This window comes from Streptomyces sp. NPDC002787 (assembly GCF_053592095.1).
The window spans coordinates 252,699-268,967 of sequence record NZ_JBSFVC010000010.1 but is presented as its reverse complement, the minus strand read 5'-3'; the positions used below and the strand labels follow the sequence as shown (position 1 = coordinate 268,967).

The 16,269-nt window shown below is 70.6% G+C and carries 13 protein-coding genes; 10 read left to right on the top strand and 3 right to left on the bottom strand.

Translation table 11 applies throughout. The features are described 5' to 3' along the window. Positions 1-56 precede the first annotated feature (56 nt). Complete coding sequence (locus ACWD26_RS16620) at positions 57-1,121, top strand: LacI family DNA-binding transcriptional regulator (protein ID WP_451270543.1); 1,065 nt, start codon at positions 57-59, stop codon at positions 1,119-1,121. A gap of 262 nt (positions 1,122-1,383) precedes the next feature. After that, positions 1,384-3,441: an RICIN domain-containing protein gene (locus ACWD26_RS16615; RefSeq protein WP_451270541.1), complete on the top strand. Its 2,058-nt coding sequence runs from the start codon at positions 1,384-1,386 to the stop codon at positions 3,439-3,441. Between the two features lie 166 nt (positions 3,442-3,607). Here the strand turns inward: ACWD26_RS16615 and ACWD26_RS16610 are convergent, their stop codons facing one another. Beyond that, positions 3,608-4,447, bottom strand: a complete 840-nt coding sequence (locus ACWD26_RS16610) for an endonuclease/exonuclease/phosphatase family protein (protein ID WP_451270539.1) — start codon at positions 4,445-4,447, stop codon at positions 3,608-3,610. 276 nt (positions 4,448-4,723) lie between these two features. Here ACWD26_RS16610 and ACWD26_RS16605 point away from each other — a divergent pair, with 276 nt between their 5' ends. Further along, positions 4,724-5,875, top strand: coding sequence for a hypothetical protein (locus ACWD26_RS16605; RefSeq protein WP_451270537.1), 1,152 nt, complete (start codon positions 4,724-4,726; stop codon positions 5,873-5,875). 173 nt (positions 5,876-6,048) lie between these two features. Continuing rightward, entirely contained in the window at positions 6,049-6,705 is a 657-nt protein-coding gene (locus tag ACWD26_RS16600; RefSeq protein ID WP_451270535.1) for a TOPRIM nucleotidyl transferase/hydrolase domain-containing protein, read from the top strand. A gap of 78 nt (positions 6,706-6,783) precedes the next feature. Here ACWD26_RS16600 and ACWD26_RS16595 read toward each other — a convergent pair whose 3' ends face one another. Continuing rightward, positions 6,784-7,755, bottom strand: a complete 972-nt coding sequence (locus ACWD26_RS16595) for an LLM class F420-dependent oxidoreductase (RefSeq protein WP_451270533.1) — start codon at positions 7,753-7,755, stop codon at positions 6,784-6,786. Between the two features lie 244 nt (positions 7,756-7,999). On the opposite strand from ACWD26_RS16595, the gene ACWD26_RS16590 reads away from it, so the two are divergent. The 4 genes from ACWD26_RS16590 (at position 8,000) to ACWD26_RS16575 (ending at position 11,580) form a co-directional block, all read left to right on the top strand. Further along, positions 8,000-8,506, top strand: a complete 507-nt coding sequence (locus ACWD26_RS16590) for an SRPBCC family protein (protein WP_451270532.1) — start codon at positions 8,000-8,002, stop codon at positions 8,504-8,506. Then, the gene (locus ACWD26_RS16585) at positions 8,499-10,136 is read left to right on the top strand and encodes a phytoene desaturase family protein (protein ID WP_451270530.1); all 1,638 of its coding nucleotides are present in this window, start codon (positions 8,499-8,501) and stop codon (positions 10,134-10,136) included. The genes ACWD26_RS16590 and ACWD26_RS16585 overlap by 8 nt, the downstream gene beginning before the upstream one ends. Before the next feature lie 185 nt (positions 10,137-10,321). Beyond that, entirely contained in the window at positions 10,322-11,200 is an 879-nt protein-coding gene (locus ACWD26_RS16580; RefSeq protein ID WP_451270528.1) for an SDR family oxidoreductase, read from the top strand. Between the two features lie 89 nt (positions 11,201-11,289). Next, positions 11,290-11,580: a hypothetical protein gene (locus ACWD26_RS16575; protein WP_451270526.1), complete on the top strand. Its 291-nt coding sequence runs from the start codon at positions 11,290-11,292 to the stop codon at positions 11,578-11,580. Between the two features lie 30 nt (positions 11,581-11,610). Here ACWD26_RS16575 and ACWD26_RS16570 read toward each other — a convergent pair whose 3' ends face one another. Further along, positions 11,611-12,612, bottom strand: a complete 1,002-nt coding sequence (locus ACWD26_RS16570) for a glycoside hydrolase family 43 protein (protein ID WP_451270587.1) — start codon at positions 12,610-12,612, stop codon at positions 11,611-11,613. Positions 12,613-12,756: 144 nt separating this feature from the next. Here ACWD26_RS16570 and ACWD26_RS16565 point away from each other — a divergent pair, with 144 nt between their 5' ends. Next, positions 12,757-13,656: a PfkB family carbohydrate kinase gene (locus ACWD26_RS16565; protein ID WP_451270585.1), complete on the top strand. Its 900-nt coding sequence runs from the start codon at positions 12,757-12,759 to the stop codon at positions 13,654-13,656. A 214-nt stretch (positions 13,657-13,870) separates the two neighbouring features. Continuing rightward, positions 13,871-16,234 carry a glycosyl hydrolase family 95 catalytic domain-containing protein gene (locus ACWD26_RS16560; protein WP_451270524.1) on the top strand — a complete coding sequence of 788 codons (2,364 nt, stop codon included), beginning with the start codon at positions 13,871-13,873 and terminating at the stop codon, positions 16,232-16,234. Positions 16,235-16,269: the final 35 nt, after the last annotated feature.

Sequence of the window (16,269 nt, the reverse complement as noted above, 5' to 3'; positions counted from 1 at the left end):
GCGCGGTCATACCGTTGACCTCAGTCAATGCAGACACACGGCTCTCGGGAGACTTCATGGCACCAGGTGTGGGACGGGACACGGCTTCCCCCGCGCCGCGCAGCGCGGACGTGGCTCAGCTGGCCGGCGTCTCGCGCAAGACCGTCTCCCGGGTCCTCAACGACGAGCCGTACGTCTCCGACGATGCCCGCCGACGCGTCCTCGCGGCCGCCGGGGAACTCGGTTACCGGCTGAACCACGCGGCCAGGGCGCTCGCTTCCGGACGCACCCGCTCCATCGGAGTGGTCGCTCTGGGAACGGCCGGGTACGGAACCGCCTCACTGCTCGTGCACATCGAACAGGCCGTACGGGACGCGGGATACGCGCTCCGTGTGGTCAACACGCCGGACGGCGACCCGGAAGGCATCGCCGGCGCCGTGGAATCGCTCCTCGAACAGGGCGTGGACGGCATCGTCGTCTCCGAGCCCATCGTGGAGGGAGAGGTCTCCCTCCGTGTCGACGTGCCGGTCCTCTTCCTGGGGGCACCGCCGGCCTTCACCGCCACCCGCACGGTCACCGCGAGCGTAGGGTCCTACGCCCTGGCGCGGGCGGCCACCGAGCACCTGCTCGACCTGGGGCACGCGACCGTCCACCACCTCGCCGGTCCGAGGCAGTGGTACGCCACCAAGGACCGTATCGAGGGATGGCGGGCGGCGCTCGCGGCGCGGGGCGTCCACGAACCGCCTGTACTCAACGGCGACTGGTCGCCCGCCTCCGGGTACGCGGCGGGCCGCGAGCTGGCCTCGGACAGCTCGGTGACAGCGGTGTTCGCGGCGGGCGACGAGATGGCCGTCGGCCTCATCCACGCCCTGCGTGAAGGAGGGCGTGGTGTTCCGGAAGACGTCAGTGTCGTCGGGTTCGACGGCACCCCGGTCTTCGCCTATGTCTCTCCGCCGCTGACCACCGTGCGGCAGCCCTTCGACGCCGCCGCGCGGCAGGGAGTCGGGCTGCTCGTCCACGCCATCGAGAAACCGGGCGAGGAACTGCCGCCGGCGAGCGACCCACCGGTCGAACTCGTCGTCCGCGGCTCGACCGCACCGCCACCGTCCCGACAGGGCCACGGCCCTTCGCCCGCCACCTGAGCACCTCCTGAGTCCTCGGCCGACGCAGGAGGCACGCCGCCCGCACCGCGGCGGCCCGCGCACAGCGGCCGTCAACCCCGCAGCGGTCCCACCACTGGGCTACGCGCAGCCGTCCCCGAACGCGGATGCCGACCACGCCCTCAGCAGCGTTGTCGTCCGAACCCCGCCGGCCGACCCGCCCCTGAACTCCACCGCCCCCAACCCGATCATCCCGGGGCGGTGGGCCCGCAGAAAAAACCTCACCCCGCCATCGGAGCCGCACATGTCCCCCGCTCGAACAGGCGCCAGACCCGGCGCCGCTCCGCGTTCCCACCCCGCCATTCTTCTCTTCCTTCTGCTCTCGCTGGTTGTCGCCGCGGCAACGCTGGTCCTGCCGGGTGCGGGCAGGGCGGACGCCCTCTCCCGTCCCGCCCAGACGCTCTACACCCCGCCGTCCGACGCGCTCTCCCCCGGCAGCTACTACCCGCGGGCCATGCGCCTGCAGCACAACGGCTCGGCCAACGGCACCCTGCTCGCCACGTTCGAGCAGTACCGCGTGGACATGCCCGTCTTCCCGATCTATCGCAGCACCGACAACGGCGCCTCCTGGGCCAAGATCTCCGAGGTCGCCGACACCCAGAACGGCTGGGGCATGCGCTGGCAGCCCGAGCTGTTCGAGCTGCCCAGGGCCATGGGCGGCTTCCCCGCCGGCACCATCCTCGCCGCCGGTGACTCGGTGCCGTACGACCGGGGCGGCAGCAAGATCGACCTGTATGCCAGCACCGACCGCGGCCAGAGCTGGACCTTCGTCACCAACATCGCGACCGGCGGCAAGGCCACCGACGTGAACGGCAACACCCCCGTGTGGGAACCGTTCTTCCTGGTCTCCGGCGACAAGCTCATCGTCTACTACTCCGACCAGCGCGACACCGACCACGGACAGAAGATCGTCCACCAGGTCTCCACCGACGTCCGCAACTGGGGACCGGTCGTGGACGACGTGGCGATGCCCACCTACAGCCAGCGCCCCGGCATGCCGACCGTCGCGAAGATGCCCAACGGCAAATACATCATGACGTACGAGTACGGCGGTTCCGCCGCGGGCAACTTCGCCGTCCACTACAAGATCTCCTCCGACCCGGAGGCGTTCGACTCCGTCACCGGCATCCCGCTGCGCACCACCGACGGCCAGGTCCCCCAGGGCACGCCCTACATCACCTGGCTGCCCACCGGCGGCCCCAACGGAACCCTCGTCGCCACCGCACACAGCAGCGACGACCTGTTCGTCAACACACAGAACGGCGCCGCGGACACCTGGACGCGTATGCCCTCCAACGTCGGTGGCGGCTACAGCCGCGGTCTGCTTCCGCTGGCCGACGGCCACAGCCTGATGGTGTTCAGCGCGGGCTTCGGCGGCGACAACCGCCGCAACCCGGTCACCTACAGCACGGTCGACTTCGGCGGAAGCATCTCCGACGGCGCCACCTACACCATGACCAACGCGAACAGCGCCCTGAACCTCACCATCGCCGGCGGCTCCACCACCAACGGCACCACCGCCACCCAGCAGAACCCCACCACCTCCACCAACCAGCAGTGGCGCTTCGAGCAGCAGTCCTCGGGCTACTTCAAGATCTTCAACGTCGCCGGCGGCAAGGTCCTCGGCGTCCAGAACCAGTCCACCGCCAACGGCGCCACCGTCCTGCAGTGGGACGACAACGGCACCCTCGACCACGAATGGGCCGTCGCGCCCCACCCGTCCGGCGGGTACAGCATCACCAACCGCGTCAGTGGCAAGTTCCTCGAAATCCCCAGTGCCTCCACCACGGTCGGCACCGCCGCCGTCCAGTGGAGCGGCACCACGTGCGGCTGTCAGCGCTGGAACCTCACCCAGACCGCCCTGCCGCCCCTGGGCACCGGCCAGTACGTCCTGGTGAACAAGAACAGCGGCAAGCACCTCGACATCCCGGCCGGCTCCACCACCGCCGGCACCGCCGCCAACCAGTGGCAGAACACGGCATGTGTCTGCCAGCTCTTCACCTTCCAGTCCGCCGGCAGCGGCGCCTGGACCATCAAGAACGCCAGGAGCAACCTCAACCTGGACGTCCAAGGCTCCTCCAGTGCCGCGGGCGCGGCCATCGTCCAGAACACCGCCTCCAGCGCCGACTCACAGAAGTGGACCCTCACCGACGCGGGCGGCGGCTACTTCAAGCTCCGGAACGTGAACAGCACCCTCGTCGCCGGAGTCGCCCAGTCCTCCACCGCCAACGGGGCAGCCGTCGTCCAGTGGGGCACCGCCGACCTCGACGACCAGCTCTGGAAGATCGTCCGCGTCAACTGACAACTCTCACCGTGTCATGACCGGGCGCGGGAACCGCCGACGAAGCGGTTCCCGCGCCTGGCGTCCGCCTCGGCCGCACGAGGGGCTGTCCGCCCACACGGCAGGCAGGTCCTCGTGCGGGGCCACACCACAGGTGACGGCCCGCGCGTCGCCCAGCGACCCGGCGTCAGGTCGGGTCCACGTCGGCGTGCACCAGGTGGTGGTCCGAGTACTGCGTCGGATGGACACGGTGTGCGAGCGGGACGAGCCCTCGCAGGAAGAGGTAGTCGAACTTGCTCTGCCAGGCGGTGGTCGGCGTGCAGGCGGCGGTGGACGAGGGCCGGCACTCCGGGTCGGTGTCCGCGGCCAGTTCCCACATCGCGGTCAGTTCGGGGGCGGCGGGCACCGCGTTGAAGTCGCCCAGCGCGATCGCGCGGTCGTGGCGGGCGACCTCCGCGGCGAGTACACCCACCTGTTCTGCCCGGACCGCCTCTTGACGTCGCTGGGCGAGATGTGTGTTGAAGACCCGGACAAGCCGGCCGCCCACCTCGGTGGTGACCGCCATGTATCCGCGGTCCTCGGATCCACCGTCGGGGTATTCCACGGCGACGGGATCCGTCATCGGTGCGGCCGAAAGGACCGCCTGCCCGAAGGCCCCCGGACTCCACGGCACTCCCCCGCAGCGGCCCCAGTGCCGAAGAACCGTCCCGTACGCGACGTGGTAGACCAGCCCGTAAAGGTCCTCCAGGTAGTCCCGGATCCTCTCGACGTCGCGCACACACGCCTCCTGCAGACCGATGACCTGGGGCGCGTACCTGGCGATCTGCGTTGCCCGGTCGATGTCGCTCTCGTCGCAGGGGTTGCAGATGTTCCAGGTCATGACCCGGTTCGGTACGACATCCCTGACGGCCCCGACGGGTTGTGACCGCGCGAAGAGGGCACCGCCGGGTGCACTCGGGCCGACGAGCACCATGCAGACCAGGGTCATGGCACCCGCGAGCAACCGCGTGCCCGTAGCGAACACCATCTCCTCCTCACCGCGGAGACACACGGCAACTTCCGCACCCACGGCAAGTGACGTCTCCCGGTACGAGGTTAGAGGACAGGGCCGTGAGCGACACCTGCGGTGTGCGGTTCGCACCGTCCCCGGACGCGGGAGGAAAGGGTGTGCGGACGCCGGCACGCCGACGCGAACAAGCGCAGACACGCCAAGCGCGGAGACCGGCCCGGACCCCGCGTGATCTCCGCGGGGCCGCAGCGGCGATACTGGTACCCGCACGTGCCCCCGCTCCCCGATGGACTCATGCCCACCTCCCCCACAGACCCTCCCGCGGCTCCCCCCACGGTGTGGCCGGCTCGCGGCCGTCACATCGGGCCCGACGCACCAGACGTACTCCGTCGCACCCTGCGCGGGCTCAAGGACAGCCAGGCCATCGACGACTACCTGGAAGTACCTGACACCCAGGGTGACGCCCCGCAGCAGGTCTTCCAGGCCCGTTGGCGCGTTCCCGGCGACGTGACCGTACGTGCGCGCCTCAGCCTCGCCCCCGACCTGGACGGCGGGCGGGAGTGGACCCTGCTCGCGGAAGCCGAACAGCCATGGGAGCCGGCATGGCCGTCTCCCGTCACCCGGTTCTGGCCGCAGTACGGCGACTGGGACCACGACTCCGCCACCGGCCTGTCACTGAGCAGGATCAACCCCCTGCCCGAGGACGACAAGGACATACGGCGCCTGCTCAGAAAGGGCGCACACGGCGGATGGTGCTTCCACGTCGTCGTCCACGAGGCCATGACCACCGACGAACGCGGCCGGTTGCCCCTGGTGCGATGGCTGCCGCCCAGCCTGCGCCACCGCATCGTCGAACACCGGGCCGCACCGCACCAACTGCGGGCCGTGAACTGGGCGCTGCGAGAATTCGGCGTGCAGGTGCCACGCGGCGGCGCGGTGATCCTGCCTGCCACGCCGGCCCCGCCCGGTCACCACACCGAGGACTTCGCCGTCCACGCCGTCTTCCTCGACGGCTCAGAGCCGACCGACCTCCTCGCGGCAGTCACACGGTTCGCCGCCCTGCCGCACCCACTGCCCGAGGGCGCCGACATCGCCCTCACCGCACTGCGCGAGAACTGGCGTCTCCTCACCCTCGAGGAAGAACTCGCCCGGGAACGCGAACTGGTCACCATGTACGCCGAAGCGCTGGAAACCATGACGAAGTCCCGGGACCTGTACCGGGACGCGTACGAACGCGCCCAGGAAGCACTCGTCGCCTACCGCGACGCCCCCGACACCCCTCCCCCCGGACGACAACCAGCCGTGCCACGGACGACAACCTCCGCCATCCACCACCTCACACGCACCCTGGAACGTCTCAAGGACAGCACCAAGGCCCTACGCCCCACCCCCACCCAGAACCAGCAGGAGGAGACGGACACCCGACCGGCCGACCCTGGGCACTAGCCGCTCCGCGACAACTCACGACCAGGACTCCTCGACAGCGCTCAGCGCCGCGGCCTCGTCGGAACCCGGATCCGACGAGGCCGGGACGGGTTCTTGAGCCGCTCACCAACGTGAAAACGCGCGTGCGTACGGGATCTCTGCCGTGCCAGGATGACATCGGAAAGCGAGGTCTCGTGGACGAGTTGAGGCGATTCCGCCTGGCACTGGCCGCGTGGGCGGCCGGCGGAACGGAAGCGGGCGCGGCCGCCGCCGTGGCACGGGAGCTGGCCGGCGACGGCGTGCGGACGATCGTGCTCGTCGAGGGCAGCAGCGACCAGGCCGCCCTGGAGGCGTTGGCCACCCGCTACGGACGCGACCTCGGCGCAGAGGGCGTCGCGGTGGTACCGCTCGGAGGAGCGACCAACATCGGGCGTTTTCTGGACGTGTGCGGTCCCGCCGGGCTGGGCCTCCCGCTGGCCGGTCTCTGCGACATCGGCGAGGAGCGGCATTTCCGGCGTCATCTGCAACGCGTCGGGCTCGCGCCAGGTCTCACCCACAGGGAGCTGGAGACGTACGGGTTCCATGTGTGCGACGCCGACCTGGAGGACGAACTGATCCGCGCTGTCGGGGCCGAGGGCGTGCAGGAAGTGATCGACGCCCAGGGCGAAACGCGCCCCTTCCGCACCTTCCGGGGCCAGCCGGCGCAGCGGCACCGGCCCGTGGAACACCAACTGCGACGCTTCATGGGCACACACAGCGGCCGCAAGGCACTCTACGCACAGGCGCTGGTCACACACCTGGACCTCAAGCGCGTTCCCCGGCCGCTGGACCGCCTCCTCACACACATCTGACACCACCCACACCCAGGCCCCTGGCAACGGCCGCACCACCCGCGCGGGACCACCGCCAGAACCGTAGAACCGGTGTCGTCAGGCGAAGGCGTCGCGCAGCGCGGGCAGCAGCGTCTTCTCCGACCAGTCCAGATACTCGGGTTGCGACTCACCGCCGATCTGCACCAGGGCGACCTCGGTGAAACCGGCCTCGGCGTACGGGCGTACGGCCTCGACGAAGGCCTCCGGGTCGTCGCCGCACGGGATCGAGGCGGCGACGTCTTCGGGCGTGACGTACCGCGTCGCCGAATCGAACGAATCCGGGTGCGGCAGCTCCGAGTTGACCTTCCAGCCGCCGCCGAACCAGCGGAACTGGTCGTGAGCGCGCCGGACGGCCGTGTCGCGGTCGGGGTCATAGCAGACCGGCAGCTGGCCCACGCGGGGCTTTCCCGCGCCGCCGTGTCGGTCGAAGGACTGGAGCAGCCCCGCCTCGGGCTCCGTGGCGATGACCAGGTCGGCGAGCTTGCCCGCCAGGGCGCAGGACTGCTTGCCGGAGACGGCGATGCCGAGGGGCGGCGGCTCGTCCGGCAGGTCCCACAGCCGGGCGGACTCCACGTCGTAGTGCGTGCCGTGGTGGTTCACATGGCCGCCCTGGAAGAGCGCCCGGATGATCTCCGCCGCCTCCTCGAGCATCTCGTGCCGTACGTCCACGGACGGCCAACCGCCGCCCACCACGTGTTCGTTGAGGTTCTCACCCGAGCCGAGCCCCAGCCGGAACCGCCCCTGCGACAGCAACTGCATCGTCGCGGCCTTCTGCGCCACCACTGCGGGGTGATAGCGGAACGTCGGGCAGGTCACGTACGTCATCAGCGGAATGCGCGAGGTCGCCTGGGCGGCCGCGCCCAGCACGCTCCACGCGTAGGGCGCGTGGCCCTGCGAGCGCAGCCACGGGAAGTAGTGGTCAGAGGTGACCGAGAAGTCGAAGCCCGCGCCCTCGGCCCGAACCAGATGGTCGACGAGCTCACGGGGTCCGGCCTGCTCGGTCATCATCGTGTATCCGATGTGCACCATGAGCCCCGAGTCCCCTGCTGGGAACGATCGAAAACAGCTCGCCGACGCCTCGGTCACCCTTGCAGCACATCCGCGGGCCCGTCGTGATCCGCAGGCCGGCCGTCTCTCCGACGCCCAAGATCAGGCCGGCCGTCTCTCCGACGCCCAAGATCAGGCCGGCCGTCTCTCCGACGCCCAAGATCTGGTTGGCCTTCATCTCGCCGGGCACTCGGGCCTCAACCGAGACGGGTGCTGGAGGTGTGCCATGGCGATACGGCATCGACTGATCAAGGCGAGTCCGCAAGCGGTGTGGGCCGTTCTCGCGGACGGCAACCGGTACGCGGAGTGGGTCGTGGGTACGTCGGACTCCGAGCCGGTGCGGGGGCAGTGGCCGCAGGTGGACTCGGCGATCGGCTACGAGGTCCGGGTGGGCCCCGTGCGGCTGAGCAACGAGACGGTCGTCCGGCACTGCGAGGAGGGCTCCGTACTGGAGCTGGAGGCGCGGGCGGGCGCGCTGGGCACGGCGCGGATCTCCCTCGAGCTACGTCCCTGGGGACGCCACTGCCTGGTGATCGCGGACGAGCACCCGCTGCAGGGAGTGGGCGGGACGCTCCACAACGTGGGAGTGGAGGCACTGATCCAGCTGCGGCACCGCGCGATGCTGGCCCGGCTCGCCCGGGTCTGCGAGGAGCAGGTCGGCGCCGGACAGCCGGAAGGCGCCGAGGGTGCGCGCAGGACGGCGGCTCAGGGCGCCGGCGGCGGCCATGCCTGACGCTGTGGTGGTCGGGGCTGGCCCCAACGGGCTGGTGGCGGCCAACCTGCTGGCCGACGCGGGATGGAGTGTGGAGGTCCTGGAGGAACAGCCCGAGCCCGGCGGCGCGGTGCGCCACGACAGGGACGTCGACCCCGACTTCGTCAGCGACCTCTTCAGCTCCTTCTACCCTCTGGCCGCCGCATCGCCCGTACTGGCCCGTCTGCGTCTCGACGCACACGGTCTGCGCTGGAGCCACGCGCCCCACGTACTGGCGCACCCCCTCAGCGACGGCAGGTGTGCGGTGCTCTCCCGCACGGTCGACACCACCGCCGAGTCCCTCGACGCCTTCCATCCCGGCGACGGAGACGCCTGGCGAGGTCTGCACCTCGTCTGGGAAGGCCTCGGCCCCGATGTTCTGGACGCTCTGTTCACCCCCTTCCCGCCGGTGCGCGCCGCAGCCCGCGTCGCCATGAGGCTCAGGGCAGCCGGCGGTCTGCGCATGGCCCGCACGCTGATCCTGCCGGTGCGCCGCATGGGGGACGAGGAGTTCCAGGGAGAAGGCGGCAAGCTGCTGCTGGCCGGGAACGCCCTGCACGCCGACCTCGCGCCGGAGGCCGCGGGCAGCGGTGGCTTCGGCTGGCTGATGTCCATGCTCGGCCAGACCTACGGCTTCCCCGTGCCGGTCGGCGGCGCCGGCGCCCTGACCGCGGCCCTCGTGAGCCGGCTGCGGGCGCGTGGCGGCAGCCTGCGCTGCGGGCAGCGTGTCCGCCGCGTCCTCGTGCGCGAGGGGCGGGCCGCCGGTGTGCTCACCGCCGACGGTGAGACGGTGGCCGCGCGACGCGCCGTCCTGGCGGACGTGTCCGCGCCGGCCCTCTACGGCGAACTCGTCGACGCGGAACACGTGCCGTCCCAGCTGATGGCCGACCTGAAGCGTTTCCAGTGGGACTTCGCCACGTTCAAGGTCGACTGGGCGTGCGACGGGCCCGTGCCCTGGCAGGCGGAAGCGGCGGCACAGGCCGGGACCGTCCACCTGGCCGACGGAATGGACGAGCTCACCCGGTGTGCGGCCCAGATCGCCATGGGCCAGGTACCCGACCGCCCTTTTGCCCTGTTCGGCCAGATGACGACAGCGGATCGCTCCCGCTCGCCCCAGGGCACCGAGGCAGCGTGGGCGTACACGCACGTCCCGCATCACATCAAGTCCGACGCCGGCGACGAAGGGCTCACGGGCTCCTGGAGCAGCACGGAGCAGGAAGTGATGGCCGACCGGGTCGAGCGGCAGGTGGAGCGGTTCGCGCCCGGCTTCCGCTCCCGCATCCGCGCCCGACGCGTACTGGCCCCGCCCACGCTCCAGTCACTCGACCGCAACCTGCGCGCAGGCGCCATCAACGGCGGCACCGCGGCCCTGCACCAGCAGCTCGTCTTCCGCCCCTTCCCCGGCACCGGCCGCCCCGAGACACCCGTACGCGGCCTCTACCTCGCCTCCGCCTCCGCCCACCCGGGGGGCGGGGTCCACGGAGCACCCGGGGCCAATGCCGCCCGCGCGGCACTGCGCTCGCACCGGCTCTCCGGTCTCACCCGCGCCCAACAGCTTCTCGCCCACCGGGACCGCACCGGCACCGAACGAAAAGCACGCCGCCCCGGCTGACACTCCGCTCGTCCTCAGGAGTACGGACGCGCACAGCGCACGCCCAGGATCCCGATGGAGCAGCACCACGCGTCACGGGCGTTCACCGGGCCGGACGGTTCCCACCAAGCCCACCAGGCCACCAGGCCACCAGGCCACCAGGCCACCAGGCCAAAACGGACCGTCCGTCCAGAAAGGACCCCGCCGTGCAGGACAGTCCCCTCCAAGACCGGACCGTCGTGGTGACCGGAGCAGCGCGCGGCGTGGGAGCGGCTCTCGCGGACGCGCTCGCCCGGCGGGGCGCACGGCTGGCCCTCCTCGACCACGACAGACCCGCGCTGGAAACCACGGCCGCCGCGCTTCCCGGGACAGCGCTGGCCATCGAAGCCGATGTCACCGGCGACACCGCCCTCGCCGAGGCCGCCGAGGAGATCCGGGGACGCCTCGGGCCACCGTCCGTCGTCGTGGCGAACGCCGCGATCGCCGAGGGCGGCCCCTTCGCGCTGTCCGATCCCGCGACGTGGCGACGCGTGATCGAGGTCAACCTCATCGGCAGCGCCCAGACCGCTCGGGCCTTCCTGCCGGACCTCATGGTGACCGCCGGCTACCACCTCCAGATCGCCTCACTGGCCGCGATCGGCGCCGCCCCCATGATGAGCGCGTACTGCGCTTCCAAATCCGGCGTCGAAGCCTTCACCCACACCCTGCGCGCCGAGACCGCGCACCACGGCGTGGCCGTCGGTATCGCCTACCTCGGCTGGACCGACACCGACATGATCCGGGACGCCGAACACCACACGGCCCTACGCGAACTGCGCGCCCACATGCCACCCCCCACCCGCCGCATCAGCCCCGTCGAAACCGTCGCCGCCCGCCTGACACGCGCCGTGGAGCAGCGGCAGACCGCCGTCTACATCCCCCCATGGCTACGCCTCATCCAAATCACCCGAGCCGCCGTCCCGCCACTCGTCCTCCGCTCCACCCGGCGCACACTCCCCCGCCTCGAAGTGCACAGCGCACTCGAATCCACCGGCCTGCTGGGAGCCGGCGGCCGCGCCGACCGGACAGCCACCACGGGCCCATAGGCCGCCGAGACTCCCGGCCGTCAACACCCTCGCGCCGCCCGTGCGTTGACAATTTCATGGGGTGCGCCCGGCCGATTATGATCTTGGTCATGACTGTGCAGAACTCTGACAAGACTCTTTCCCGTAAGCAGCGGCTCCAGGAGAAGCAGCGCCGCCAGTTGTCGGTCGTCGACACCGTGGACAAGGCCGAGGTCAAGGTCCGCAAGGCGGAAGCCGAGCTGGCCGTGGCCGTCACCGAGGCGGTGCAGGTGTTCGGCGACGAGGAGGGCGCGTCCGAAGCCCTCGACATGTCGGTCGAAGCGATCCGCCGCTTTCTTCGCATGGCGCAGGACGAGACGGCCGCCGCCGACAGCGCCGCCGAAGCGACCGGCAAATCCTGAGCTCGGCCCTCCGCCCTGGTCGATCCGCTGTCATCCACCGCCGTCGAGATCGGTGCGCTGACGCAGGACGCTCAGCTCGTGGCCATCGAGCCGCATCTCGTACAGCTTGCCCCGCGCGTTGTCGAACGGGCGGTGCAGGATCATCATCAGTCGGCCGTCGAAGGTGGTGAACAGCATGCCGTGGCCGCTGTCGTCCCGGACCAGGGGTCGTTGCTGGCTCCACGGCCCGGTGATGTCGCCGGACGTCGAGACGGCGTAGGTCTGCACGTATCCGCCGCTGATCGTGCCATCCTCGCCGGCCAGGTTCTTCTCGTACGTCGACCACAGCATGAGCAGTGATCCGTCGGGGGCGCGGTGCGTTTGCGGTCCGTCGGTGATGTAGGGCGGGAGCTGATGCGGTGCGCCGCCGGGGATCTGCTCGCCGAGCCAGGGCGCGTCCGATCCCTTGAACAGGAAGAGGGGGTCCCCGACGGTCCGGGACAGGTCCGGGGCCAGGCGGATCGCTTCCATGGTTCCGTCGATGGTCTGCAGCCACTCGTGCGCGTAGACCATCCAGGGTTGTCCGGACGGGTCGCCGTAGAGCGTGCCGTCGAGGGTCATGAGGTTCTCGGGCGGTGTGGGGCGTGAGGGGTCCACGACCGTGAAGGGGCCCAGCAGCGAGTCGGATACGGCGGTGACGGTGCCGCGCATGTGGTTCGGGATCTGGAACGGTGTGCCCCATCGGTTGGGTGGGGACACCGGCAGGGGTCTGTCCTCGTTGTGCAGGGTGGTGAACAGGTGGTACTTGCCGCCCCATGCGTGCACCTCCGGCGCCCACGCGCCGTCGGTCGCCCAGATCCCCGGCTGGTCGGCGGTCAGGAAGACCACCACGGGACGCGTCCAGTCGCGCAGGTCGTGGCTGCGGTAGACCATCGTTCCGGTGCCGTCCACGCCCGACACGGAGGGGTCGTTGGACGTGTAGAGGTAGTAGGAACGGGTCTCGGAGTCGGCGACGATGAACGGATCGTGCAGCGGCATGTCGGGAAGTCGCATGAGTTCTGTCTCGGGCACGGTCGGAGCATACGTTCGACGCGGTACCGGCAAACGCCCACGGTCGGCGGATCGATCCTTGAGGACGGTCGCCGAGACGACCGGGCGAGAGGGGTGTGGGAGACCTTGACGGAGTCGTCGCAGGGGATGGTGGTGGCGGCGCCGCGAGGACGCCCTCGTGGTCTGTTCGTCGGGTTGTGCACGCTGGATGTCATCCAGCTCGTCGAGCACGCGCCGGGCCCCAACGAGAAGCTGACCGCTCGTGAGCAGGTCGTGGCGGCGGGCGGGCCGGCGGCGAACGCGGCCGCCGCCTTCTCGCACCTGGGCGGCGCGGCCACGCTGCTCACCTCGATCGGCTCCCATCCGCTGGGAGTCGCTGTCGCGGCAGACCTGAGCCGGCTGGGTGTGACCGTGGTGGACCTGACTGCCGACTCGGTCGAGCCGCCCGCCGTGTCGTCCATTGTAGTGACCGAGTCCAGCGGGGACCGAGCCGTCGCCTCGACCAATGCGACGGGATGTCGGCTCACCCCACCCGACGATCTCGACGCGCTCGTGGCCGCCTGCGACATCGTCGAACTCGACGGTCACCACAGGGAGTTGGCTGTGGAGGCCGCCCTTGCCGCCCGCGCCGCCGGCCGTCGGACCGTCCTGGACGGAGGCAGTTGGAAGGCCGGCACGGAGACCTTGCTGTCGTCGATCGACGTGGCCGTCTGCTCGGACGATTTCCACCCGCCCGGTGCGGACACGCCGACGGAGACCCTGCGGTTCCTGCGGGACCACGGGGTGGGCTGGTCTGCGGTCAGCCGGGGAGGGCAACCCATCGTGTGGGCCGGCCCCGACGGCGGGGGCACGGTGGACGTGCCTGCCGTACGGGTGGTGGACACGCTGGGGGCGGGGGACGTCCTGCACGGGGCCCTCGCCCATCGCCTCGCGCTACAGGGGGCCTTGACGTCACAAGGCTTCGTCGAGGCCCTGCGGGGTGCGGCCGCCGTGGCCTCGCGGGCGTGCGCCTCGTTCGGCACCCGGGCGTGGATGCGGGGAGGGTGAGCCCGCACGCCCCCTGCGCCCCCTGCCCGCAGCCCGCAGCCCGCAGCCCGCAGCCCGCAGCCCGCAGCCGAACCAGCGTGAGCCCTGGCGCACGGCAGTCTATACATCGGAGCTATATCTTCCCAATACCCCCTCATTGACGCAGGCTCACCCCATCCCTATGTTTCATCGCGGTATAGCTCCGATGACTCGCGTGAGCCTGTTTGGAGGCACCATGCCCTCTCCCTCCGCGCCCGATCCGTCCAGACGTACCGTCCTCGCGACCGGATCCGCCCTCGGCGGCGCACTACTGGCTTCAGGTCTGCCCACGCAGGCCACCGCGGCCACCCCGGCCGAGGCCGAGACCATGACCGGGACCGGAACCGGGACCGCCGCGAACCCGCTCGACCCCTGGCGCACCGTCCTCGACGACGCCGACCTGGTCTGGCAGCGGATGCCGACGACCTGGTACGAGGGCCCGTACCTCGGCAACGGCTTCCTCGGCTCCGGGATCTACGCCGAGCCGGGCGCCGCGTCGACGGCCGTACGCTTCAACGTCCAGCACTCCGAAGTGCAGGACCACCGGCCGGAGTTCGGCTCCCTGTTCGGCCTGGCCCGACTGCCGATCGGACACTTCACGCTGGAGCCGGTGGGCGCGATCACGGGTCTGGACTGGCGACTGTCCCTGCATGACGCCGAGTTGACCGGCACGATCACCACGGAACGGGGCACGCTCTCCCTGCGCGCGATCGTCCACAACGACCGTTCGCTCCTCGCCGTGGAAGTGACGCCGAGCAAGGGCGAGCGGGACTTCCGCTGGGTGTTCCGCCCGGCGGACGCGGTCAGTCCGCGGGCCGATTTCAAGCCACTGCCCGAGGGCTACCAGGGCAACCCGCCCGCCGAGGTCGCCGACCACGACGGAGTGACCGCCGCCGTACAGCCGCTGCTCGCCGGCGGGCAGCACGTCACCGCGTGGCGGGAGCGGACCAGGGGCCGCACGCGGACGCTGTACGCGCACGTCGCGCACTCGCATCCACGGACCACGGCCCTCGGCCGGGCCCTCGCGGCGGTCCGCGCCGCGGACCGACTGCCCTACTCGACCCTGGCCGCACCCCACCGCGCATGGTGGCGCGCCTACTACCGCAAGAGTTTCCTGTCCGTCCCCGACGCCCGTATCCAGCGCTTCTACTGGATCCAGCTGTACAAGACCGCCTCCGCCGCCCGCCGCGACGCCCCGGTGATGGCGACGTGCGGCCCTTGGCTGGAGCCCACACCGTGGCCCAACACCTGGTGGAACCTCAACGCGCAGCTGGAGTACTGGCTCATCCACGGCTCCAACCACCTCGAACTCGACGCGATCACCCGGGCGTTGAGCGAGTTCCGGGAAACCCTCGCCAAGGAGGTGCCGGCACCGTACCGCGCCGACTCGCTCGGCATTCCCCGCACCACCGACCCCAGCCTCGTCAACGGCGCGGCCAGCGCCCTGATGGGTTACGGCGTCGGCATCCCCGGCCAGGACCCGCCGACCCCCGAAGTCGGCAACCTGACCTGGGCGTTGCACAACGTCTGGCTCAGCTACCGGCACACGATGGACAAGCGGATCCTCCGGGACGTCCTGTTCCCGCTCCTGCGCGGGGCGATCAACTACTACCTGCACTTCCTGGAGGCCGGCCCGGACGGCCGACTGCATCTGCCCGCCACCTTCTCCCCCGAGTACGGCGGCAACTCACGCGACTGCAACTACGACCTGATGCTCCTTACTTGGGGGTGCCGCACCCTTCTCGAATCGGCCGAGCTCCTCGGCATCGACGACGCGGCGGCGCCCCGCTGGCGCGAGGTTCTCACCAAGCGCGTGCCGTACCCGACGGACGCGAACGGCTTCATGATCGGCGCGGACATCCCCTTCGCGAAGTCCCACCGTCACTACTCCCATCTGCTCGCGGTCTACCCCCTGCACGAGGTGACCGGCCGCACCGCCGAGGAACGCGCCCTCATCGAGAAGTCGTTGGCGCACTGGGTGGGCTTCGAGGGCGCCCTCCAGGGATACACCTTCACGGGCGCCGCCTCGGTGTCCGCGCTGCTCGGCAAGGGCGAGGACGCGCTGCGGTACCTAGGCGAGCTGATGACCCGGTTCATCAAGCCCAACACCATGTACCAGGAGTCGGGGCCGGTGATCGAAACACCTCTGTCCGCGGCCCAGTCACTGCACGACATGGTGTGCCAGTCGTGGGGCGACATCATCAGGGTCTTCCCCGCCCTGCCCGCCTCGTGGGCCGATCTGACGGTCCACAACTTCCGCACACAGGGCGCCTTTCTGCTCAGTGCGCACCGCCGGGGTGGCACCACGCGCTGGGTACGACTGGTCAGCGAGGCGGGCGCCCCCTGTGTCGTACGGCACGGGATCGTGGGACCGATCGATGTACGGGACGGGCGAGGGCGCCCTCTCCGTTACTCCGCCGCCGACGACGGCGCGATCCAAGTCCCCTTGGGCAAAGGCGGTTCGGCGCTGATCATCCCCAAGGGCGACCGGCCCGACCTGACCATCAGGCCCGTACGCCCGAACGCGGACGCACCCCGCTGGGGGTTGCCCGTCAGCTGACCATGCCCTGATCAGCGCATCAGCCAGGGCCCGCG